The 20008-nt window shown below is 69.9% G+C and carries 17 protein-coding genes and 1 pseudogene; 8 read left to right on the top strand and 10 right to left on the bottom strand.

Annotated features, from left to right (window positions below; all coding sequences use genetic code 11):
- Positions 1-114: 114 nt before the first annotated feature.
- Positions 115-1311 carry an ROK family transcriptional regulator gene (locus ACH4C6_RS28965; protein ID WP_398111570.1) on the bottom strand — a complete coding sequence of 399 codons (1197 nt, stop codon included), beginning with the start codon at positions 1309-1311 and terminating at the stop codon, positions 115-117.
- 255 nt (positions 1312-1566) lie between these two features.
- Entirely contained in the window at positions 1567-2118 is a 552-nt protein-coding gene (locus ACH4C6_RS28960) for a hypothetical protein (RefSeq protein ID WP_398111569.1), read from the bottom strand.
- 92 nt (positions 2119-2210) lie between these two features.
- Between ACH4C6_RS28960 and ACH4C6_RS28955 the strand changes: the two are divergent.
- Positions 2211-2309, top strand: a pseudogene (locus tag ACH4C6_RS28955) (IS5/IS1182 family transposase); the annotation flags it as partial.
- Positions 2310-2859: 550 nt separating this feature from the next.
- Here the strand turns inward: ACH4C6_RS28955 and ACH4C6_RS28950 are convergent.
- A complete protein-coding gene (locus ACH4C6_RS28950; RefSeq protein WP_398111568.1) occupies positions 2860-3705 on the bottom strand; it encodes an NAD(P)H-binding protein in 846 nt (281 codons plus the stop codon).
- A 112-nt stretch (positions 3706-3817) separates the two neighbouring features.
- Between ACH4C6_RS28950 and ACH4C6_RS28945 the strand changes: the two genes are divergently transcribed.
- On the top strand, positions 3818-4210 hold the full coding sequence (locus ACH4C6_RS28945; protein ID WP_398111567.1) for a winged helix-turn-helix transcriptional regulator: 393 nt from the start codon (positions 3818-3820) through the stop codon (positions 4208-4210).
- 81 nt (positions 4211-4291) lie between these two features.
- Here the strand turns inward: ACH4C6_RS28945 and ACH4C6_RS28940 are convergent, their stop codons facing one another.
- Together ACH4C6_RS28940 and ACH4C6_RS28935 are read right to left on the bottom strand one after the other, a co-directional pair.
- Complete coding sequence (locus tag ACH4C6_RS28940) at positions 4292-5305, bottom strand: GNAT family N-acetyltransferase (RefSeq protein WP_398111566.1); 1014 nt, start codon at positions 5303-5305, stop codon at positions 4292-4294.
- Between the two features lie 94 nt (positions 5306-5399).
- Positions 5400-6113, bottom strand: a complete 714-nt coding sequence (locus tag ACH4C6_RS28935) for a DNA polymerase beta superfamily protein (protein WP_398111565.1) — start codon at positions 6111-6113, stop codon at positions 5400-5402.
- 179 nt (positions 6114-6292) lie between these two features.
- Here ACH4C6_RS28935 and ACH4C6_RS28930 point away from each other — a divergent pair, with 179 nt between their 5' ends.
- Entirely contained in the window at positions 6293-7003 is a 711-nt protein-coding gene (locus ACH4C6_RS28930; RefSeq protein WP_398111564.1) for a helix-turn-helix domain-containing protein, read from the top strand.
- Here the strand turns inward: ACH4C6_RS28930 and ACH4C6_RS28925 are convergent.
- Positions 6985-7560 (bottom strand): dihydrofolate reductase family protein, encoded by a 576-nt coding sequence (locus ACH4C6_RS28925; RefSeq protein ID WP_398111563.1) that lies wholly within the window; start codon positions 7558-7560, stop codon positions 6985-6987. The two genes, ACH4C6_RS28930 and ACH4C6_RS28925, sit on opposite strands and share 19 nt — an antisense overlap.
- Before the next feature lie 305 nt (positions 7561-7865).
- Here ACH4C6_RS28925 and ACH4C6_RS28920 point away from each other — a divergent pair, with 305 nt between their 5' ends.
- Positions 7866-8600 carry a D-Ala-D-Ala carboxypeptidase family metallohydrolase gene (locus ACH4C6_RS28920; protein ID WP_398111562.1) on the top strand — a complete coding sequence of 245 codons (735 nt, stop codon included), beginning with the start codon at positions 7866-7868 and terminating at the stop codon, positions 8598-8600.
- Positions 8601-8737: 137 nt separating this feature from the next.
- Here the strand turns inward: ACH4C6_RS28920 and ACH4C6_RS28915 are convergent, their stop codons facing one another.
- Both ACH4C6_RS28915 and ACH4C6_RS28910 read right to left on the bottom strand, forming a co-directional pair.
- Positions 8738-9862 carry a fatty acid desaturase family protein gene (locus ACH4C6_RS28915; RefSeq protein ID WP_398111561.1) on the bottom strand — a complete coding sequence of 375 codons (1125 nt, stop codon included), beginning with the start codon at positions 9860-9862 and terminating at the stop codon, positions 8738-8740.
- A gap of 7 nt (positions 9863-9869) precedes the next feature.
- Positions 9870-10928 carry a ferredoxin reductase gene (locus ACH4C6_RS28910; protein WP_398111560.1) on the bottom strand — a complete coding sequence of 353 codons (1059 nt, stop codon included), beginning with the start codon at positions 10926-10928 and terminating at the stop codon, positions 9870-9872.
- 86 nt (positions 10929-11014) lie between these two features.
- Here ACH4C6_RS28910 and ACH4C6_RS28905 point away from each other — a divergent pair, with 86 nt between their 5' ends.
- Both ACH4C6_RS28905 and ACH4C6_RS28900 read left to right on the top strand, forming a co-directional pair.
- Positions 11015-12151 (top strand): PucR family transcriptional regulator, encoded by a 1137-nt coding sequence (locus ACH4C6_RS28905; RefSeq protein ID WP_398111559.1) that lies wholly within the window; start codon positions 11015-11017, stop codon positions 12149-12151.
- Positions 12152-12460: 309 nt separating this feature from the next.
- Complete coding sequence (locus tag ACH4C6_RS28900) at positions 12461-13528, top strand: RNA ligase (ATP) (RefSeq protein WP_398111558.1); 1068 nt, start codon at positions 12461-12463, stop codon at positions 13526-13528.
- Between the two features lie 538 nt (positions 13529-14066).
- Here ACH4C6_RS28900 and ACH4C6_RS28895 read toward each other — a convergent pair.
- Positions 14067-14645 carry a hypothetical protein gene (locus ACH4C6_RS28895; RefSeq protein ID WP_398111557.1) on the bottom strand — a complete coding sequence of 193 codons (579 nt, stop codon included), beginning with the start codon at positions 14643-14645 and terminating at the stop codon, positions 14067-14069.
- Between the two features lie 372 nt (positions 14646-15017).
- Between ACH4C6_RS28895 and ACH4C6_RS28890 the strand changes: the two genes are divergently transcribed.
- Positions 15018-15941 (top strand): NADP-dependent oxidoreductase, encoded by a 924-nt coding sequence (locus ACH4C6_RS28890; protein WP_398111556.1) that lies wholly within the window; start codon positions 15018-15020, stop codon positions 15939-15941.
- A 290-nt stretch (positions 15942-16231) separates the two neighbouring features.
- Here ACH4C6_RS28890 and ACH4C6_RS28885 read toward each other — a convergent pair whose 3' ends face one another.
- Complete coding sequence (locus ACH4C6_RS28885) at positions 16232-17164, bottom strand: ribosome-inactivating family protein (RefSeq protein ID WP_398111555.1); 933 nt, start codon at positions 17162-17164, stop codon at positions 16232-16234.
- A 283-nt stretch (positions 17165-17447) separates the two neighbouring features.
- On the opposite strand from ACH4C6_RS28885, the gene ACH4C6_RS28880 reads away from it, so the two are divergent.
- Complete coding sequence (locus ACH4C6_RS28880) at positions 17448-19919, top strand: NB-ARC domain-containing protein (protein WP_398111554.1); 2472 nt, start codon at positions 17448-17450, stop codon at positions 19917-19919.
- The last annotated feature ends 89 nt before the right edge of the window (positions 19920-20008 follow it).

The following is a 20008-nucleotide window of genomic DNA, read 5'->3' as shown; positions in this document are numbered from 1 at the left end:
TATCGGGCCCGCGGCGTCGTATTCGAAGAAGAGTGGGGTCTGCACGGGACGTTGGCCATCAAACACATCCCTGAGCGCACCCGAGGGTTGGTCACGAGGTCCGCCATCGCGTGTCTAGGTGTTGTTGGCCCCGTGCTCCATGCCGCGAAGCCCCAGGATCAAAGCGCCCTGAGCTTCAGCCCGGGTGCTCAGTTCGCTGAGGTCGAGGACGAACTCGGAGTCCTCGGCGACCGCGCCCGGCAGTGCGAAGCGACGCAAGGACTCCTTGCAGCCCTCCAGCAGCAGCGGACTCTCGGCGAGCTGACCGCCGATGACAACGAGGTCGGGGTTGAGCAGGTTGCACAGCTGGGCCAGGGACTGCCCCAGGCGCCGGCCGGCGTCGAGGATCACCCGCATGCAGACGGCGTCCTGTGCCTGGGCGGCTGCGATGACCTGTTCCAGCGTCTCCGGTGCGGGCACGCTGTTGCGTGCCGCCCGCGCGGCACGGACCTGCGCGATCAGCGCGTCGGCGCCGATCACCGTCTCGAGGCAGCCGCGTCCACCGCACTGGCAGACCGCGCCGTGCGGGTCCACGGTCAAGTGGCCCAGTTCTCCGGCCATGCCGCCGTGGCCCCGCAGCACGCTGTTGTGCACGATGATGCCGGCGCCGACACCCGTCGAGGCCTTCACGTAGACCACCGTCTCGGCATGTTCCCGTGTGCCGTAGGTCTGTTCGGCCAAGGCGCCGAGGTTGGCGTCGTTGTCGATGAAAGCGCGCACGCCGAGCCACGTCCCCAGGTCCTTCACCGGGTCGTCGCCCGCCCGCCAGGGCGGCAGGATCGGCGGGGTGAAGCCGCCGGTACGCGGGTTGATCATCCGGGGCACGGCGATGCCGAGGGAGAACACGTCCGAGCGGCGCCGCCCCGTTCCTTCGATCGCCTCATCGATCATCTGCTTCACCTCAGGCAGAGCCCGAGACCAGCCCCTGCTGACGCCCCCCGAGCTGACCCGCGACGTCACCTGGTCGAATTCCTTGTCGAGTCTGCGGGCGACCACGGTCATGTGGTTGAAGCCGAGGTGCACGCCCACGCCGACATCGTTCACGGCCGACAGGCAGACCTTGCCGCGTTCCTTGGAGGTGGGCACGAGGTTCGCCTCCGCGAGTTCGCGGACCGCGGCCGACACGGTGGCCTGCGAAAGGAGCGTGCGGTGCGCGATGTCGGCCTGGGTGCCGGACTTGATCGCCACGGCGAGGAGGACCTTCCTGCGGTTGGCTGCCCGGGTGGGACCCGCCGCAGGCAGCCGGCCTAAAAGATCGTCCGCATTCGCCATTGGTCCCCCAGTCCCGGTATCCACATCTCGATTTTTTGGTTCGAAGAGGGAATATTACCAGCGGACCCTTCAATTCGAACCGGATTCGGCTTCGATTGGTCGAGCGGCAGTCGGGGTCCGGTGAGGCTTCCGACCCCACCGACGTGTGCTTGGTGATCTCTCCGGTAGTCCACCAATTGGCTGAAACTGTCCAAGGGCTGTCCCGCAAAGATCTCGGATTCGGGTGCGAAGCTGCCTGCCGAGATGGCGAGGTGCTCAGCCGGTGGTTCGTGAGGCGTCCAGGGACTGGGCGAAGTCGGCGAGCGTCCGGAAGTCGTTCTCGCGCAGACCGATCCGCGGGTTGACGTGGTGGAGGAGCCCGGGTCCTTGGTGGTGGGCGGTCACGTAGGTCTGATCCAGCTCGCTCTGCTCGTCGTCCACCCGGGCGAAGGGACGGCCGCCTGCGTAGCTCACCAGCGGTCCGGTCTTCCAGTGGACTCCGTCAGGGCGCTCTCGGAGCAGGGCGTCGCCGAAGTCCACGAAGGGAAGTTCCGGAAGGCTCAGGACCGGTGCGATCCACCGGTTGGCGTCGTCCGTCCATGTGGTGGCCCAGCACAACTCGAAGCCGAGCTGGAGCAGGATTCGTCCGTGCTCCGGGTTGAGCCGGACCCGCAGGGGGCGCCGCCGGAACGCAAGGCCTCCGTCGTCCTCCTGGGCATCGTTCCGGGGAACTCGGAGTGTGGTGTAGCCGTCGGGACGCCTCTCCGGCTTGGCTGCATAGGGGTTGAGCGGCCCGTCCACGTCGAGGAACAGCAGAGGTCGGTTCACGGTTCCCCCCGGTCTCGCTCACTGTGGACTGCCCCGAGCAGCGTAGCTGTGGGTCGTCCCAGCATGAGGCCGGCTTGCGCGATGATCACCGAGTGGCGAGTGTGATCACGGCAGCGGAGCCGTCCTGGATAGCCTCGTTCGCGGGGCTGAGCCCCCGCTGCTTCAGTGAACTGTTGCCGGTACTCCATCAACAAATTGATCAGGGTGCCCTGCTTGCACGGCACGTGATGGCGATTCTCCGCTTCGGGGTAGTCCGCGCAGTCGAGACAGCGACCGGTACTCATGGCCGGTCACCCGAACGTAGTCGACCTCGCCGCCGCCCCCGCCCATGGCGTCCGGGCCGATCCGGATCGGGCCCAGTCCTCCGGAAGCGCCCAAGTGCCGCTCAGGGTCGGCGATGCTGCTGAAACTCTGGCAATGGCGCAACGTCCCGAAGGGCTTGGCCCTTCGGGACGTTGTTCATGCTCGGCTGTGTGCGGTGTGTCAGCAGGCCGCGCAACCGAAGCGCGAGCCGGTGGCGGGCAGTCCGCTCCGGCCGGATTCGTGGGTTCTGGTCGAGACCGAACAAAGGCGTGGGCCGCTTCTCGGTGTTGAGCTTGTGGGAGAAGGCTGCCTCGCTGCCGGTGGTGGTGGTGGTGGCGTTGGCGTTGGCATCGGTACCGATGCCGCAACCACCCTCACCACGCCACGAGAGGCCCTCGCGATGCCAGACTGCTCCCCACTCGGAGACAAGATCCCTCCTTAACGGAAAGCGGCGATGTGACGGTGAGCCCAGTCGGCGAAGGTGCGGGGTGTGCGGCCGAGGACCTGCTCGACGTCGGGGCTGATGCGCTGTTCGGCAAGGGTGGGCTCGCCGATGATGGCCAGCGTGGTCTCGACCACGGGCTCCGGCATGAACTGCAGCATCTGCGCACGGGCGTCGCCGCGGGTCTGCTCGATGAACCGGACGGGTTCGCCCAGTGCGGCGGCAATCGCCTCGGCCCGCTGACGGGGCGTGTTGAGCGCCGGCCCGGTCAGCTCGTAGATCCGTCCGGCGTGGCCGTCCTCGCGCAGGGCTGCGGCCGCGACTTCGGCGATGTCGTCCGGGTCGATGGTCGGCAGGCCGATGTCGGCGAACGGCGCGGCGACGGTCCTTCGGGTGCGGACCGACTCGGCCCAGGCGTATGCGTTCGAGTGGAAGCCGCCGGGCCGCAGGATCGTCCAGGACATGCCTGATTGCTGCACGGCATCCTCGATGGCGCGTGCCATGCCCCCGTGGGAGGCCGACTGGGGGCGGGTCGCAACGCCCTGCGAGGACAGGAGGACGACGTGGCCGACGCCGCCGTCCTTGGCGACATCGAGGATGCCCTGTGGGTTCAACAGGTGCGCGCTCAGGCCGCCGTTCTGGAGGAACAGCGCGTCGGCTCCTTCGAATACGGGCCTGAGACTCTCAGGCTCGATCAGGTCCGCCTGCCGGTATTCGACCTTCTCCGGTACATCCGCGTCCGAGATCCCCCGGGAAGTCGCGGTCACCTGAGCACCGGTTGCCGCGAGGGTCTGCACGAGCGATCGGCCGACGTTGCCGGTTGCCCCCGTCACTACGATCATGAACAACTCCCCTATCCAGTCAGCATGTTGTCGCCATCCGAGCGACACGGGGACGCTAACACCGTCGATATAGTAGGTACCTAGAGGAAAGTGACTATCTCAAGGGGTGCAGATGGCCGGCACAGCTGAGTGGGCGGCAGCCGCGGAGATCGACCCGGAGCTGGCTTGTCCGACCAGTGCGGTCGTGGACATCGTGTTCAGCCGGTGGACGACGCCGATCCTCTGGACTCTCCACAGGCATGGCCGGCAACGGTTCGTCGAGCTGGAACGACGGATCGGCACGATCACACCGAAGGTACTGACCCAGCGGTTGCGGCAGCTGGAACGCGACGGCATGGTCGTGCGTACGTATCACCCGGAGGTCCCCCCTCGGGTCGAGTACGAGATCAGCGAGCTGGGTCGCAGTCTGGCCCCCCTCTTCGCTCACCTCGCCGAATGGGCTGCCGACAACCTGGACAAGGTTGAGCAGGCCAGGCACGACTATGACACCGATCCATCGAAGTAGCGCGGCGTCAGCGAGACCGCCGGAAATTGCGGACTGGCAGGAGGACCAGCTGTCGGCCCGTGCTGGACGCAACAGGGCCGGTCAGACCCCGGCGACGTGCTCGGGGCCCATGAGCCGTGGGTCCAGCATGCGGTGCAGCCGGTAGGCGACGGGCCGAAATCCCCGGCGAGGCCAGAAGACGGACGAGAAGGGATTGGCGGCCCGCCAGTCGGTCACGCAGAGCGTGTGGCCCCGCTGTGCCGCGTCTGCCAGCGCCCACTCGGTCAGCCGGCGGCCGACGCCGGTACCGCGGGCGTGCGGAGCCGTCGCGGCCAGGAGAAGCTCGACCGAGCCCTCGGGCTTGAGGATCGAGGCCTCCTCGCGGGGGACTGGGCGCATGACGACGAAACCGTCGATGCCGTCCTGCCCTTCGCACACCCAGTACGCCACGGCCGGATCGTTCATCAGCTCCAGGTGGCCGGACCGCAGGACGTCCCACATCGGCTGGTCCGTGAACGCGAACACCGGTGGTGCCGCGTGCGCCTCGTTGATGAGCCCGAGGAGCGGCTCCAGCGCGTCCATGTCGGTGGGGACTGCCTTGCGGACACCGTCCGGTGCCGCGGTCGGCGCCGTCGCGGGAACGTCGGCGATCGCGTGGACCTGCTCGTGGGGGAACCCCAGCGTCAGCCACAGCGGCAGGTCTGCACTGGGAGCCACCACATAGTGGTGCAGGCGTCCGTCGGCCAGCCAGTCGGCGGACAAAGCGGCGTACAGCCGGTGCAGGACCGCCGGACCGGCAGCCGGCGAGTAGGCGGCGTGGTGGGACTGCGTCCAGCAGTGACGACCACGCTGTCCCTCGCCGCTCCGGGCCAGCAGGTATCCGGCAACTGCGCCGTCCCGGACGGCGACCGCACCACGGGCGCCGTCCTCCCACGCCTGTTCCAGCAAGGCCCGGCACTCTTCCGGGACGGCGAAGCGCCCGCCCAGCGCCGGCTCGAGCCGGGCGACACGCCGATGGCGGGCAGCGAGCAACTCGGCTGCGGGACCCAGGTGATCGGCGGGCCGGAAGAGTTCGATCGTCAGAGCAGCGATCGGCCTGACGGAAGAACTGGGCAAGGTGGGCAACGTGGCTCATCTCGTCGGGAGGGGCAGGCCGTGGGGTGCACCGGTGTCTGCACACGTGTGAGTGAGGCTCGGGGCGCGCTGAGATTCACCGGTGTGCCGCGGCGGCGGCTGTCGGCTCCGTGTAGAAGTGCGCGCGGACGCGGTGCAGCCAGGCCTCGACCGGAGCCTCGTCGGGCTCGTCCGGGAGCACCGACGGGCCTGCCTCGAAGGCTTCCTCGTAGTGCCGGAGCAAGGGCCGCGCGGCCGAGGAGTCTGTGGCGACGCGCTCACCGAAGGCGTGGTACTCCTCCGGATCCTCGACGCGGATGGTCAGTTGCCCAGTGGTGTACAGCGTCAGGCCCTGGGTGCACAGCCGCTTCAGGTGCCGGGCGTGCTTCGCCGTGCGCTTGCGGGTGTCCGCGGAGAACGAGCCGTCGCCGCGGGCCTCCAGCCGCCGGAACTGCTGCGTGGCGTAGCCCAGATAGGCGTCCCGGACACGCCGGGCGGACAGGAACGCCGTCCGTATGCCGATGAGTTCGTCGCCGAGCGCGGTCCGCACCTCGTACAGGTCGTCCGGGAGCCATACCAGCTCCATGGCCGTCGGATTGCCGCCCAGCGCCAGCCGGCACCACTTGGCCGCCTCGTGCAGGGTGTGGTCCGGCGCCTTGCTGACGTGCGACTCCTTGGGCCGGTGCAGTCCGTGCAGCTGAGCGGTGGGTGCGGCGAACAGGCCGAGGCGGTCGACGTCGGAGCCTTCGTGGGCGAGGCCGTACGCGGTCGATCCGACGATGCCGGAGAGCAGGACGTTGGGGACGGTCACGGTCGGCCGCCTTTCGCTTCTGGGTACCCGGCCATTGTCCTGACGTGCGACGACGGGGTCACCCGGTTTTCCGCGGTGATCGCCGTGGCCCGGACGGCGGCGCGGACCCGCATGAGTGAGCCCTGGGGGAGTGCCCGCACGCCCGGCACTCGCCGCTTGGTCCGTCGTATCCTGCCGGTGTGGAGCTGCGCTTCGATATACGCCGGTCGGACTCACCGTGGGTCGACAGCGTGTGGACCTGCACCAGTGAGCAGGTCACGACGATGACGGCGGTCGCAGGTGTGCGCTGGGGCCTGGTGTTCTGGGAGCAGGACGGCCGGTCGTGGGCGGCCGTGACCGGCCCGGAGACCCGGACGAGCACGGCACCCGTCCCCGTCGGCGCTGTCTTCACCGGCATCGACTTCGCCCTGGGCACCTCGCTGCGCGTCCTGTCCACTCCGGAGCTGGTCGACGGCGGTGTGGAGCTCCCCGACACCACACGGCGGACGTTCCGGCTGGACGGCACCCGCTGGCCTACCCCGGGTGCCGATGACGCCGAGGCCCTGGTGGAGCGACTGGTCAAGGCTGGGACGGTGGGGCGTGACCCGCTCGTCACCGAGGTTCTGCGAGGCCACGAACCGGTGGTGTCGGGACGGACCGTGGAGCGCCGTTTCCGGGCCGCCACGGGGCTGACGCGGGGTGCCGTACGGCAGATCGAGCGGGCCCGTACGGCGGCGGAACTGCTGGCGGCCGGTGACACGGCCGCCGACGTCGTCGCCAAGCTCGACTACTTCGATGAGCCGCACCTCGCCCGGGCGCTGCGCACCTATGTGGGCCGCACCGCCGGCCAACTGCGCGACGGCGCGGGCGGCGCCATCGCGCTCGACCTCGGTCAGCGCCGGACGTCGTAGACGAGCTTCAGGATTCCGTTGGAATAGCTCTGCGACTCCCGCAGTGACAGCATCTGCTTGTCGGCGTCGGCCCGGTGGAACAGGCTCTTGCCGGCCCCGAGCAGGACGGGGAAGACGAGCAGGTTGTACTGGTCGATCAGACCGGCCTCCGACAGCCGTCGTGCCAGTTCGGCGCTCCCGTGGATGTAGATGGAGCCGCCCTCGCTCTCCTTGAGCGCGGCGACGTCCTGCGTCGTACGCAGGATGGTCGACGGCCCCCACCCGTCGACCAGGGCGTCGTCCGGCAGGGTGCTCGACACCACGTACTTGGGCAGCTCCTGGTAGGAGGCGTGGTCCTCGGAGCCGGGCCAGACCGATGCGAAGGCCTCGTAGCTGCGACGGCCGAACATCAGCGCCGTGGTGTCGGCGAGCTCCTCGCCCTTCAGCGACCACGCCTCGGGGACGAACTCCAGGTCCTTCACCACCCAGCCACCGCTGCGGTGCCCCTCCTCGGGCCCACCGGGCGAGTCCAGAACGCCGTCGAGCGACATGAAGCCGGTGTAGACCAACTTGCGCATCTGCATCTCCTGATCACGGGCCGATCTCCTGGGATCAGGCTAGGTCGCCGCCGGGGCCGGTGTCTTGGACGGAAACGACACTGGGCCGTGTCGGGCGCGGCTGTGTGCGTCGGAGTGGCATGTGCACTGGACCCCTACAACGGTGCCTTCCGACGGATCGGCGAGGTCTTGCTCGCGTGACGAGTGCCGCCACCGTTCACCTTGCCCGTCACGACCGCACTGTTGACGCGCGTAGCACTTGCGCTCAGTCTGAGTTCGACGGCCGCCACGGGAGTGGTGGCCGCACCGACGACCAGGGGGTCTGGATGCTCGGACGGATCGCACGACTCGTCACTGTGATTGTCATGCTCGCGGCAGGTGCGATGGGGGGTGTGGGCGCCACCGCGGGCACCGCACACGCCGACGAGTGCTACACCTGGAGTCGAACCCTGTCCCAGGGCGCCTCCGGCAGCGACGTCACCCAGGTGCAGATCCGGGTGGCGGGCTGGGTCACCTCCGGTGAACGTCTCTCCTACGACGGCCAGTACGGCGCCCGCACGACCGCCGCCGTGCGGGCGTTCCAGTCTGCTTACGGCCTCGCCGCCGACGGGGTCGCGGGCCCCGCGACCTTCAGCAAGCTCTACGCGCTGCAGGACGCGGACTGCACGCCGATCCACTTCTCCTACGCCGAGCTCAACCGCTGCAACTCCGACTGGTCGGGCGGCGCTGTCCCGGCGGCCACCGCCAAGGCCAACGCGCTGAAGACCATGTGGAAACTGGAGGCGATGCGACACGCGCTCGGCGACGTCCCGCTCACCGTCTCCAGCGGCTTCCGTTCCTACGCCTGCAACAACGCCGTCGGAGGTTCGTCCACCAGCCGCCACCTGTACGGCGACGCCGCCGATCTGACCGGCTCCCCGTCCCTCTGCCGCCTCGCCCAACGGGCCCGCACACACGGCTTCTCGGAGATCCTCGGCCCGGGCTACCCCGACCACAACGACCACACCCACGTGGCACTCGACCCGTCCCCGTACTGGTCCGCCCCGACCTGCGGCATCTGAACCGCACGGTCGCCGCCGGCGGACGCGGTGCGCGTACGACGAGACCTCTCAGATCAACCGCGCGCACGCCGCCGGCCCACCGACCGCCGGCGGCGCCCTGCTCTCCACCGGCGCTCACGGACTGCGCCGCCCACCGATCAGGCTGCGACAAGCTCCTTCTCGCGGTCCGGCGTGTGCGTGCTGACCTCCACCTTCCTGTTCGGCAGCGAGAGCCGGAAGACCTTGCGCCACGCGGAGAACACCTGCTTGGGCAGGGGCCCGGTGACGTACTCCAGCTCGTACTTCTCGAACAGCGCACGCACCTTCACGGCGACCTCGGCGTACCGGTTGCTCGGCAGGTCCGGGAAGAGGTGGTGCTCGATCTGGTGGGACAGGTTGCCGGTCATGAAGTGCATGGCCTTGCTGCCGCTGATGTTCGCCGAGCCCATCATCTGGCGCAGGTACCACTGGCCGCGCGTCTCGCCCTTGATCGACCGGCGCTCGAAGACCTGCACACCCTCGGGGAAGTGCCCACACATGATCACCGAGTGGGACCAGAGGTTGCGGACCAGGTTCGCGGTGAAGGTGGCGGCGAGCGTGGGGAGGAACGAGGGGCCCGACAGCAGCGGGTGGATCACGTAGTCCTTGAGCACCTGCTTGCGAATTTTGCGCCCCACGGCCCTGGCCCGCGCGCGAAACTCCGGGTTCTTGCGGCGGCGCTTGCTGAGGTTCTTGCCGAGTTCCAGGTCGTACGCCGCGATGCCGTACTCGAAGAAGCAGGCGTTGATGAAGTTCCACAGCGGCTGGCCGAGGTGGACCGGGTGCCACGCCTGGTCCTCGTCGACGCGCATGATGCCGTAACCGAGGTCGTTGTCCTTGCCGATCACGTTGGTGTACTTGTGATGCAGCTCGTTGTGCGAGTGCTTCCACTGGTCGGCCGGCGAGACGTGGTCCCACTCCCAGGTGGTGGAGTGGATCTTCGGGTCCCGCATCCAGTCCCACTGGCCGTGCAGGATGTTGTGGCCGATCTCCATGTTGTCCATGATCTTGGCCACGGACAGACCGGCGGTGCCGAGCAGCCATGCCGGCGGGAAGAACGAGAACAGCAGCACGCCCCTGCTGGCCAGCTCGAGCTTGCGCTGCGCCGAGATGACCTTGCGGATGTAGGCGGCGTCCTTCTCACCTCGATCGGCGATCACCTCGTCGCGGATCGCGTCCAGCTCGCGGCCGAGCTCCTCGATCTGCTCCGCGGTGAGGTGGGCGGTGGGGTCGATTGCGGTCAAGGTGTTCCTACCGTTCGATGTCGCAGGGGCCCGCCGCGGCGGACACACAGGTCAGGATGAGGACGCCCGGTTCCGCCTCGGTGATCTCACCGGTGCGCAGGTCGCGGACGGCGCCCGCCTTGAGCGGCGTGGTGCAGCCGAAGCAGATGCCCATGCGGCACCCGGACGGCATGAGCACGCCGGCCTCCTCGCCGATGTCCAGCAGCGGCGTGGTGCCGTCCGCGTCGACGGTCTTGCCGGTGGCGCTGAACGTGACCTCGCCGCCGCCGTCGCCGGTGACGACGATGCCGGGGCGGAAGCGTTCGGTGTGCAGACGCTCCGGGACGCCGTGATCGGCCCAGTGCTTCTCGGCGGCGTCGAGCAGACCCGCGGGCCCGCACGCCCAGGTCTCGCGGCCGGCCCAGTCGGGCACGAGTTCGTCGAGACGGGCGATGTCCAGCATGCCGTCCGTGTCGGTGTGCACCTCGGTGAGACGCAGCTTCCCGGCCGTGACCAGGTCGTGCAGTTCCTTGCGGAAGATCACGTCCTGCGGCCGTGGCGCGCAGTGGACCATGACGACGTCGGCGAGCTCGGTGTCGCGCAGCATGCCCATCACGGGCGTGATGCCGCTGCCGGCCGTCAGGTAGAGCACCTTGGCGGGCCTGACCCGGGGCAGCACGAAGTCTCCGGTCGGCTGGTCGAGCTGGATCAGCGTGCCCGGCTCCGCCCTGCGGACCAGGTGGTTGCTGACCTTGCCGTCCGGGATCGCCTTCACCGTGATCGTGAAGCGGCCGTCCTGACGGTGGGCAGGCGAGGTGACGGAGTAGGCACGCCACAGGCGCACCCCGTCCACGTCGACCCCGATCCGCACGTACTGGCCGGCGGTATGGCCACGCCAGCTCCGTCCCGGCCTGATCACGATGGTCGCCGCGTCACCCGTCTCCGGGTGCACGGACTCGATGCGCCCGCGCAGGTCGGCCCCGGCACGCAGCGGGCTGACCAGGTCGAGGTAGTCCGACGGCAGCAGCGGTGTCGTGACCATCTCCAGTAGTTTCCACGCCCTGCCGCGCAGGGCTGCACTCCTCATGACTTCAGCTTGCTGCGCCTCAGTGCGTAAAGTCCTGACCGTAGGATGTGAATCTGGTCGCCAGAATTGTTCGCAGGGAACAAAAAGTGAGCCATGCAATCCAGAGGGCCAGCGAACTGGCCCTGGACGAGAAGACGGTCACCGTACTTCGGGCCGCGCTGAAGACCACCGCCGACGAGATCGTCCAGGCGATCATCGACGAGGTGCCTCCCTATGCCAACGCCCTTTCGGGCCACATGGGCGCCACGATCCGCCGGGCCGTCCGCACCGCTCTGGGGCACTACCTGGACCTCGCGAGCGGGAAGGCCACGGGGGGCGACGCCGGTGACGCGGCCTACGAGCTGGGCCGCGGGGAGGTGCGCGACGGCCGTTCGATGGACGCCCTGCTCAGCGCCTACCGTGTCGGCGCACGTGTGGCCTGGCGATGCCTGGCGGAGGGTGCCGTACCGGCAGGTCTGCCTGCCGCCGAGGTGGCCAAGTTCGCCGAGCTGACCTTCGCCTACATCGACGAGCTCTCCGCCGCGAGCGCCGCGGGCCACGCCGACGAACTGGCCGCCCAGGGCAGGGCCCACGAGCGCCAGCTGGAACACCTGGCCCGCGACCTCCTCGCCGGCGCGAGCCCGGAGGTGCTGCTGGCCTCCGCCCAACGGGCCGGGTGGCAGCCTCCGGTTTCTCTCACCGCGGTCCTGCTGCCCGCCGCCCAGGCCCGGCCGGCCTACCGCAGGCTCGACCCGAACACCCTCGTCCTCGACGATCTGCCGGACGCCACCGGTGTGCTGCTCGTCCCCGACGCCGACCGGTCACTCCTGCGGAGACTGACCGACCGCACGGCCGTTGCCGGCCCGGCCCGGCCATGGACTCTGGCCTCCGCCTCGTACGCACGAGCCCTGCGCGCGCGCTCCCTCTCCTCCGACATCCGCGACACCGAGGAACACCTGCCCGAGCTGGTGCTGAGCGCCGACGTGGACGCGTTCGCAGACCTGCGTGCCCGAGCGCTCGCGCCGTTGCGGACCCTGCCTGCTGCACGGGCGCGGCGGATGGAGGAGACGTTGCGGGCGTGGCTGCTGCACCAGGGCAGGCGGGACGAGGTGGCTGCGGCGCTGTTCGTCCATCCCCAGACAGTGCGGTACCGGATGTCGCAACTGCGGGAGCTGTTCCCGGATCTCACCTCGCCGCACCGGGTCCTCGAACTGACGCTGGCGGTCGGCCTCGGGGTCAGCTGAGGCGTACTTCCACCGTCCACGACCGGGTCTGACGCGGATCGGCAATCCACCGACGGACGATGCGGAACGACCCGCTCGTCGGCATCGGATCCCTGCGAGTCGGCGGCATCGAGGGCGGCGGCGATGTCGGCGAGGGCCGCACGGAGCCGGGCGAAGGCCGGGAGGGCGATCCCCGCAGGGCTCCGTGCGCGGCTGCCTCGCGGACCGAAGGGCGTGACGCTACCAGGCGCCAATCCGTTGGACCCGCCCTTTTCCCGTGCGGAGACTGAGCGGCGATGAAACCCACGTAGGTACCTGGAGGAGACCCCCATGTCGACGCTGCGCGTCACAGCCGAAGTGTTGACCGTGCATGAACACCCGAACGCCGATGCGCTCGAGCTGGCCCAGGTGGGCCTGTACCGGGCCGTCGTCGCCAAGGGCGTGTATCGCACGGGTGAGGCTGCGGTGTACATCCCCGAGCAGTCGGTGCTGCCGTCCGAGCTGATCGAGGAGTTGGGGCTGACCGGGCGGCTCGCGGGCGGCAACGCGGACCGGGTCAAGGCGGTGCGGCTGCGGGGGGAGCTGTCGCAGGGCATCGTGTGCCGGCCCAGGGCGCTGGCGGGGGTCGACCTGGCCCGGGCGGCGCTGGAGGGGACCGATTTCGCCGCGCTGCTCGGCATCACCAAGTGGGTGCCGCCGGTGCCACCCATGATGAACGGCGACGTGGAGGCCGCGTCGGAGCTGCTGCCGTGGGTCGACATCGAGAACATCCAGCGGTTCCCCGACATCTTCACGCCCGGCGAGGACGTGGTCCTGACGGAGAAGCTGCACGGTTCGGCGTGCCTGCTGACGTATGTCGCGGGCGAGGGTCGGGTGCACGTCTCGTCCAAAGGCTTTGGCGCGAAGGCGCTGGCACTGAAGGAGGATCCGCGCAATCTGTACTGGCGTGCGGTGCGCGGGCACGGTGTCGCCGAGGCCGCGGCGCGGCTCGCCGGGCGCTTGGGGGCACGGCGGGTGGGGATCTTCGGCGAGGTGTACGGAGCGGGCGTACAGGACCTGACGTACGGCGCGGACGGGCGCCGCGACACGCTCGGGTACGCCGTCTTCGACGTCTCCGCGGAGATCGATGGGCAGGTGCGGTGGCTGGACGCGGCCGAACTGCTTCAGGGGGAGCTGCCGTTGGTCCCGCGCCTGTTCCAGGGGCCGTACGACATCGAGCACGTGCTGGAGGTCGCCGTCGGCCGGGAGACGGTGTCGGGGCGGGGGTTGCACCTGCGGGAGGGCGTGGTGATACGGCCGTCCAGTGAGCGGTACAGCCCGGTGACCGGGGGGCGGGCGATCGCGAAGGCGGTGAGTCCGGCGTATCTCACACGAAAGGGCGGCACGGAGTACGAGTGAGGCCGGGAGAGCGGGTCGGGGGCGGGTCGCGCGGGCCCGCCCCGGCTCGACAACGCCCGTCTTCACCAGCACACCCGTACCGCGGCCGAGCGCCTTCAGCGCTCCCTGCTGCCCTGCCTCCCGCACATTGCGTCCATGGAGAACACCGCCCGCTACGCCGCCTCCAGCACTACCGCACAGATCGGCGGTGACTGGTTCGACGAGTTGTTCCTGCACATGACGATGCAGCCCTCGACCCGGAAGCCCGGGAGTGGTGGGACGCGCAGGGCCTGCCGGAGCCGATCGTCCCCTGCACCCGTGTCGCCATCGACACGATCCGGCCGGCCGCCCCTACAGCGAGCTGGGGTGGCAGCGTTGAGCGGCTTGGCGGCGGTCGGCGCAGCCCAGGTCGCCCATGTGCGCGGCACGACAATCCGCCTGCCACAGGCGTCTCGGGCCCACGTGCCCGGGTGTGCGCAGGAGTGCCACCGGGTTCAGGGAGCGGCGCGACGCGGCGGTGCCGACCAGAGACGGACGGTCGGCCGCCGTCGTGGCCGAGTCAGGAGTAGGCCATCGGGCAGCCGTTGCGCAGGGAGTACTGCGCGGCGCGCAGGTAGAGGGCCACGTAGAAGGCCGCGTCCCGATCCTCGGCCCACGTTCCCGGCCGCACCCGTGCGGTCCGCTCCGCCCCGCCCTCAAGGAACCACAAGGTCAGCGCGAGGTTCCCACCCGCCGGTATCGCGTCCACGGGCAGTCTCACGGCGTCGGCCAGCCGCTCGGCCAGGGCGAGGACCCGAGGGGCCCCGGCGACCGTAGTCTCCTCGCCGGAGTAGGCGGTGCCGACGGGGAGCACGATCTCCTCCTCCAGCGCGAGGGGCACCAGCATGTTCCAGTCGAGGAGGGCCGACGACTCCGCATCCGTCAGCAGTGTCCTGCACAGCGCCACGAAGCCGTCCATGGATGGGCTGACCTTCTCCTCGAACCAGCCCGGAGCCTCCCGTGCAGCCTGCCGCAGCTCGTACGGGGGCAGGCCGCGCCGCTCCAGTTCGGTGTTCAGCGCGGCGGCGGCGTCCCCGTACCCGTCCTCCCCGGGCTGCGACCAGTCCTGCGCGACGACACTCACCAGATAGACACCCATGGTCGCAACGTACCGGCCGCCACCGACAACGCCCCGGCCCCGCGTGGCAGTCGGGGGGAAACGCGGGCTCAGGACGGGGCGGGCCTCGCCAGCAGGACGCCCGGGCCCTGTTCGTCGTCCGGCCCTCCTGTCGAGGCGGGGAGCCGTCCCTGTTCGGGGCATCTGATGGCGCCCCGGGTTGCACTCCCGGCGTGCTGATCAGGGCCGAGAGCCGGCACGGGGTGGAGCTGTCCACAGCCCTGAAGCCATTGGCCCGGTCGGCCTGGCGTTGTGATCCGCGTCTCAGCCGGTTGCCCCTCACGTCAACGTCAGAGGTGAGGATGGTGATCACGCCCGGAAGCGCCGGGTCGGTCATACGAGGGGCGGCGGAAGATGGGGCAGGCGTGGGGTTTCGACCGGCATGGCGGGCCTGAGGTGCAGGAGTTCTTCGATCGTCCCGATCCGGTCCCCGGTCGCGGCGAGGTGCTGATCCGCGTCGACGTGGCCAGCGTGAATCCCCTAGACCACCTGCTGCGTTCGGGTCTGGTCGACGGGCTGGACGGCGGGCGTCCGTTCCCCCGCGTGCTGGGCATGGAGGCAGCCGGAACCGTTCTCGCCCGAGGCGAGGACGTCAGCGGGCTCGAGGTGGGTGATGCGGTGTTCGGCTTCGCACTGACCGGTGGTGGCACCTACACCGAGACGACGGTGCTGTCCGCGGCGAACACCGCGCGCATACCCGAGGGTCTGTCCGCGACCGTGGCGGCGACGCTGCCGGTGGCTGGGACGACAGCGGTGGACGTGCTCGATCAGCTCAGCCTGCCGGCCGGTGCCACGGTCCTGGTCAACGGGGTCGGAGGCGGAGTCGGCCTCGCCGTCGCCCGGCTGGCCACCGGGCGCGGGCTGCGTGTACTCGGCACCGGGAGTACGGCCAAGCGCGAGCACGCCGAGGCCGTCGGGGTGCGGTTCATCGACTACACCGCCGAGGACGTCGCCGCCGCGGCACGCGAACTGGTTCCGGACGGCTTCGACGGGATCGTCGACCTGGTCGGAGGCGCCTCGCTGCGGACGGTCGCTCCGCTGGCCCGGGATCCGCGCAATGTCATCGCCGTGGGTGACATGTCCGTGCCCGATCTCGGTGGGCGTTTCGTCGAGCGTCGCGTCGACCGCGAGAACCTGGAGCGGTCGGCCCGGCTGGCCCTCCACGGACTCCTTGCCCCCGTCATCACAGCGGTCCATCCGCTCTCCGACGCCCCGGCCGCTCTCGCCGCCGTCGAGCACGGTCATGCCTCGGGCAAGGTTGTCATCAAGGTGGCTTGAGAAGTGCCCGGCCGCTGACGGCTGCCGATCGTCGCTCGCCGTCCGCCTCAACGCCGGGGGGAGGGCGGATGAGCACGGGCCGCCAGGAGCCCCGGTGCCCCGGTTGAGGACGCCGTGGGCGCGAACCGATGGTCCACGACCAAGGTGTCCCCGATACCTGGAAGGGGGGAAGGAGCCCCCTCGACTTGTGTCGTGAGGCGGCTCCTTCCCCCCTGCTTCGGCACCCCCGTACACCAAGCGGGGTCACACCTGTCATCGGCGCTCTCAACCGGACGCCGGCGAAGGGTTCGTCAGAACTGGGAGCCCAGCGCGACCGCAAGGCCGAGGGCCGGCACTCGCCGGCCGTTCCCGAGCTCGATGTCGGTGCTGTTGCGGTACACCCGGTCGTCGATCGTGATGGGCGCAGCGGCACGGTTTCGGAGGTTGGCCGACAGCATCGCGGAGAGCCTGCGCCAGCTCAGTTCGAGCTCAGCGCCGAAACGACCGAGGGTGTCCTGCCGGCCGTTTTCGTCATGGTCGTAGCCGACCCGGATCGTGTTGCCGATGCGGTTCTGAATCCACCGGAAGCGAGCGGCCTCGGAAACCGCCGCGACCACCGAGGTGAGTGCCCGACCGGCTGCCGTTGCCGGCGGAGTGTTCTGCCCCGGAGCGCGGGCGGGCATGTTGGCCAGATGGTCGATGTCGCCGCGAAGCCCCGTGAAGGAGTCGTTCATCCGCCACTCCTCCCTTGAGAAGCTGTTGTAGTTCTCCCGGAACGGGAGCGACTGGAAGTGGCCCTGCTCCAGGCGGTTCCTGGGAAACACGGCGTTGTAGGCGGTGCGGACCGGAGCCGAGTCCAGCCCGTAGAACATGTAGCGCCCCTGAGGGGTGAAGTAACCCACCACGTACAGGTTGCTCGCCTCGAGGATCAGGGAGAGGCGGTGGCTGTTGGCCTCCGTGTGGTCGATCAGCGCGATCTCGACGTAGGAGCCCGTCTGCCGGGTGGTGGCACTGTGCGGGAAGTCGGCCTGCACCGCATGGCTGACGGTACGGCGCAGGCTCTCGAGCATGGAGTCGTAGGCCTGGCCGGCCGAGAAGCTGCTGGTGCCCCGCCGCAGATGGGTGATGTCCCAGTCGATGCGGGTCCAAGGCCGCTCGGGGTCGGCATGGGCCTTCGGGGACAACCCTTGTGTCAGGCCGACAGCGGCCAGCAACGCCAGGGTGAGAATCAGGATGCGGCTCATGAGCCCACGAGCGGACAAAGAACGCCTCATGCGGAAGGTACTCCTTGGGGTGACGAGCGATGAGTCGTGCGACGGAGCTCTCTCGCCAGTGCGAGGACTCCGTGCACAGGACGACGGACCGGGGCCGGGTGGGTGGCCCCCCGGTCCCCAAGCACCTTCAGCCAACCGGAGGGCAGCGGGGCGGCCCAGGCAGTATCACCGGCAGAAGTAACGCCTTGTCATAATTGCGCCGGACGGCTCCGGCGTTGTGCCGGACCACACGGACCAGGGGGATGTTCCGAGAATGAGCACCGGTACACCGGCCACCGGCGGGTTCGGCGAGCGCCTGCACGGTCTACGGAGGAGAGCCGGGCTCAGTCAGGAGGACCTGGCACACGCGTCGGGAGTGAGCGTTCGGGCCCTGTCGGACCTGGAACGCGGCCGCGCGCGGGGACCACAGCGCCGAACCGTCGAGGCCCTGGCCGCCGCGCTGAAACTCGACGCCACCGATGCCCGGGAGCTGGAACGGGCCGCGAGCCTGGGCCGCCCCCGCCCCCGTACTCGCCCCACCACCCCGTCCGCACCCCGGCAAGCCGCCGAAGACACCCCGGGGCAGACCGCCGGGGCGACCACGCAGCCGGCTTCCGGGGACACGACAGGTCCGGCCGCCAGCACGAATACGGGCCCGATCACGGCACCCGTCGCGCCGAACACCCTCGCACTGCCCCGTGATCTGCGCGACTTCACCGCCCGCGGCCCGGCCCTGGCGCGGCTGCTGAAGCTGGCGGAAGACCTCGACCCGGCCCATCCGCCAGTCGCGGTCATTTGCGGACAGCCCGGACTGGGCAAGACCACCTTCGCCGTCCACGCCGTCCACTCCCTGGCCCCCCATTTCCCCGACGGGCAGTTCGCCGTCGACCTGCGCGGCATGGACACCACGCCGACGCACCCGCGCGACGCCCTCGCCCGGCTGCTGCGGGCACTGGGGCTGGCCGAAGGGACCATACCCACCGGCATGGAGGACCGCAGCGGTCTGCTGCGGTCCGTGCTGCGCGACCGGCGGGTGCTGCTGCTGCTCGACAACGCCGCCGACGAGGAGCAGGTACGCCCGCTGCTGCCCGCCCAGGGCCCTTCGCTCACCCTGGTCACCAGCCGGCACGCTCTGGCCGCTCTGGAAGCGGCCCACCGCACCGAACTGGCCCTGTTGCGCCGCGAGGAAGCGGTCGAGTTGCTCACCCGCATCATCGGCCCCGAGCGCGTACAGCGGGAAAGCCAGGCCGCCCGCGACCTCGCGGACCTGTGTGGGAACCTTCCCCTGGCGGTCCGTATCGCGGGGCAGCGCCTGGCCTCCCGGCCCGGCGAGAGCATCGCCAAACTCGTCACCCAACTCGCCGCGCACGAACGCCGTCTGGACACCCTGCGCGCCGGTTCCCTCCAGGTGAGGACCGCCTTCGACCTGTCCTACCGGCAGCTGAGCCCGGCCACCCGAACCGTCTTTCGCCGTGCTTCTCTCGCCGCAGGGCCCGATTTCGGCCCCGAGACCCTGGCCCTGTTGGCCGACTTGACGCCGCGCCAGGCCGCTTGCTGCGCACAGGACCTGACCGATGCCGGGCTGTTGCAGCCCCACCCCACGGCCGACCGCTACCGTTTCCACGATCTGCTCGCCCTGTTCGCCGGCGAAAAGGTGCTTGAAGAGGACGAGCCGGCTCAGGTCGCCGCCGCCCGGGAGCGGACCGACAAGTGGATTTTGCGCCGGGCCACCACCGCCGCGCTGCTCTTCGATGCCGAACACCGTCAGCACGCCGACGACGCTGATCCCGACCCCGCCACTGCGCCCGCCAACCGTGAAGAGGCCCACACCTGGCTGGAAGCGGAGCGGGCTCAGTGGCTCGCGGCCCTGGTTCGGGCCCAGGCAGACGGCCGACACCAAGAGGTCGTCCAGGCGGCAGAGGCCATGCACTGGTTCTCCGATCGCACCCTGCACTGGGAGCTGTGGGCGGACGTCTTCCGGCGATCCGTCGACTCCGCCCGCGCGCTGGGCAGCAAGCGGGACGAGGCCGTCCACCTCAACTACCTGGCCTGGGCCTACAACGTCTGCCTCTATGACCACGACTCGGCGCTGGCCACGGCCGAAGCCGCCCTGGACGTGGCGCGCGAGATCGACGACCGGCTTCAGGCCGGCTGGGCGCTGAACTACGCGGCCGAAGCGCTCCACCGGCTCCATCGGGTCGAGGAGTCCATCACCCGACTCCGCGAAGCGGCCGACCAACTGGGCCGGCACAACGACGTACGAAGTCGCCTCGCCGAGCTGTCCACCCTCAACAATCTGGGCCGTTATCTGCGCCAGGCCGGCCGCGCCGAGGAGGCCCTGACCATCCACCGGCGCAGCGAGGCCATGTGCAGCGCCGGCGTACCCGGCAAATCCCCCGACCTCATCGGCCTGTACCTCGCGTCGGCCCGGCAGCACATCGGAAACGACCTCGCGGCGCTGAAGCGCTGGGCCGAGGCCGAGGCCCCGCTGCGCTTCGCGGTGGCCCGCTTCGACAAAGGGCGGATGCCCGCCTGGTGCGAATCAGCCCGCCTCGACCTCGGCCGTGTCCTCCGCCGGATCGACCGTCACCAGGAAGCCCGGGAGACCCTGGCGGCTGCCCACGAGGCCCTCACCGAGTTGGATCACCCCCGGCAAGTCGAAGCCGCGGCCGAACTGGCTGAACTGCGGGAGCCGGGAGAACCCACCGAAGACACGAGGCGGGTGAGGCCCGCGCGAGGTAGGTGAGTTCGTACTCCCGCTACGGTCGGTGACGGCCCGGCGCGCCGAACTGATCCGGCGACTTCGTTGTCGTCGGCCAGCGCCCGCACGCTCAC

Origin of the sequence: Streptomyces sp. NPDC017943 (assembly GCF_044328425.1) — a bacterium.
Classification (GTDB): domain Bacteria; phylum Actinomycetota; class Actinomycetes; order Streptomycetales; family Streptomycetaceae; genus Streptomyces; species Streptomyces djakartensis_A.
Note: the sequence above shows the minus strand (reverse complement) of the source record. Positions and strands in the feature narration are given on the sequence as shown.

Excerpts from the sequence above, each read along its gene's own strand:
- ACH4C6_RS28925 (WP_398111563.1), bottom strand. The coding sequence starts at position 7,560 with ATGCGCAAGTTGGTCTACACCGGCTTCATGTCGCTCGACGGCGTTCTG.
- ACH4C6_RS28885 (WP_398111555.1), bottom strand. The coding sequence starts at position 17,164 with ATGAGCCGCATCCTGATTCTCACCCTGGCGTTGCTGGCCGCTGTCGGC.
- ACH4C6_RS28895 (WP_398111557.1), bottom strand. The coding sequence starts at position 14,645 with ATGGGTGTCTATCTGGTGAGTGTCGTCGCGCAGGACTGGTCGCAGCCC.
- ACH4C6_RS28900 (WP_398111558.1), top strand. The coding sequence starts at position 12,461 with ATGTCGACGCTGCGCGTCACAGCCGAAGTGTTGACCGTGCATGAACAC.
- ACH4C6_RS28910 (WP_398111560.1), bottom strand. The coding sequence starts at position 10,928 with ATGAGGAGTGCAGCCCTGCGCGGCAGGGCGTGGAAACTACTGGAGATG.
- ACH4C6_RS28965 (WP_398111570.1), bottom strand. The coding sequence starts at position 1,311 with ATGGCGAATGCGGACGATCTTTTAGGCCGGCTGCCTGCGGCGGGTCCC.
- ACH4C6_RS28880 (WP_398111554.1), top strand. The coding sequence starts at position 17,448 with ATGAGCACCGGTACACCGGCCACCGGCGGGTTCGGCGAGCGCCTGCAC.
- ACH4C6_RS28945 (WP_398111567.1), top strand. The coding sequence starts at position 3,818 with ATGGCCGGCACAGCTGAGTGGGCGGCAGCCGCGGAGATCGACCCGGAG.
- ACH4C6_RS28950 (WP_398111568.1), bottom strand. The coding sequence starts at position 3,705 with ATGATCGTAGTGACGGGGGCAACCGGCAACGTCGGCCGATCGCTCGTG.
- ACH4C6_RS28920 (WP_398111562.1), top strand. The coding sequence starts at position 7,866 with ATGCTCGGACGGATCGCACGACTCGTCACTGTGATTGTCATGCTCGCG.
- ACH4C6_RS28890 (WP_398111556.1), top strand. The coding sequence starts at position 15,018 with ATGGGGCAGGCGTGGGGTTTCGACCGGCATGGCGGGCCTGAGGTGCAG.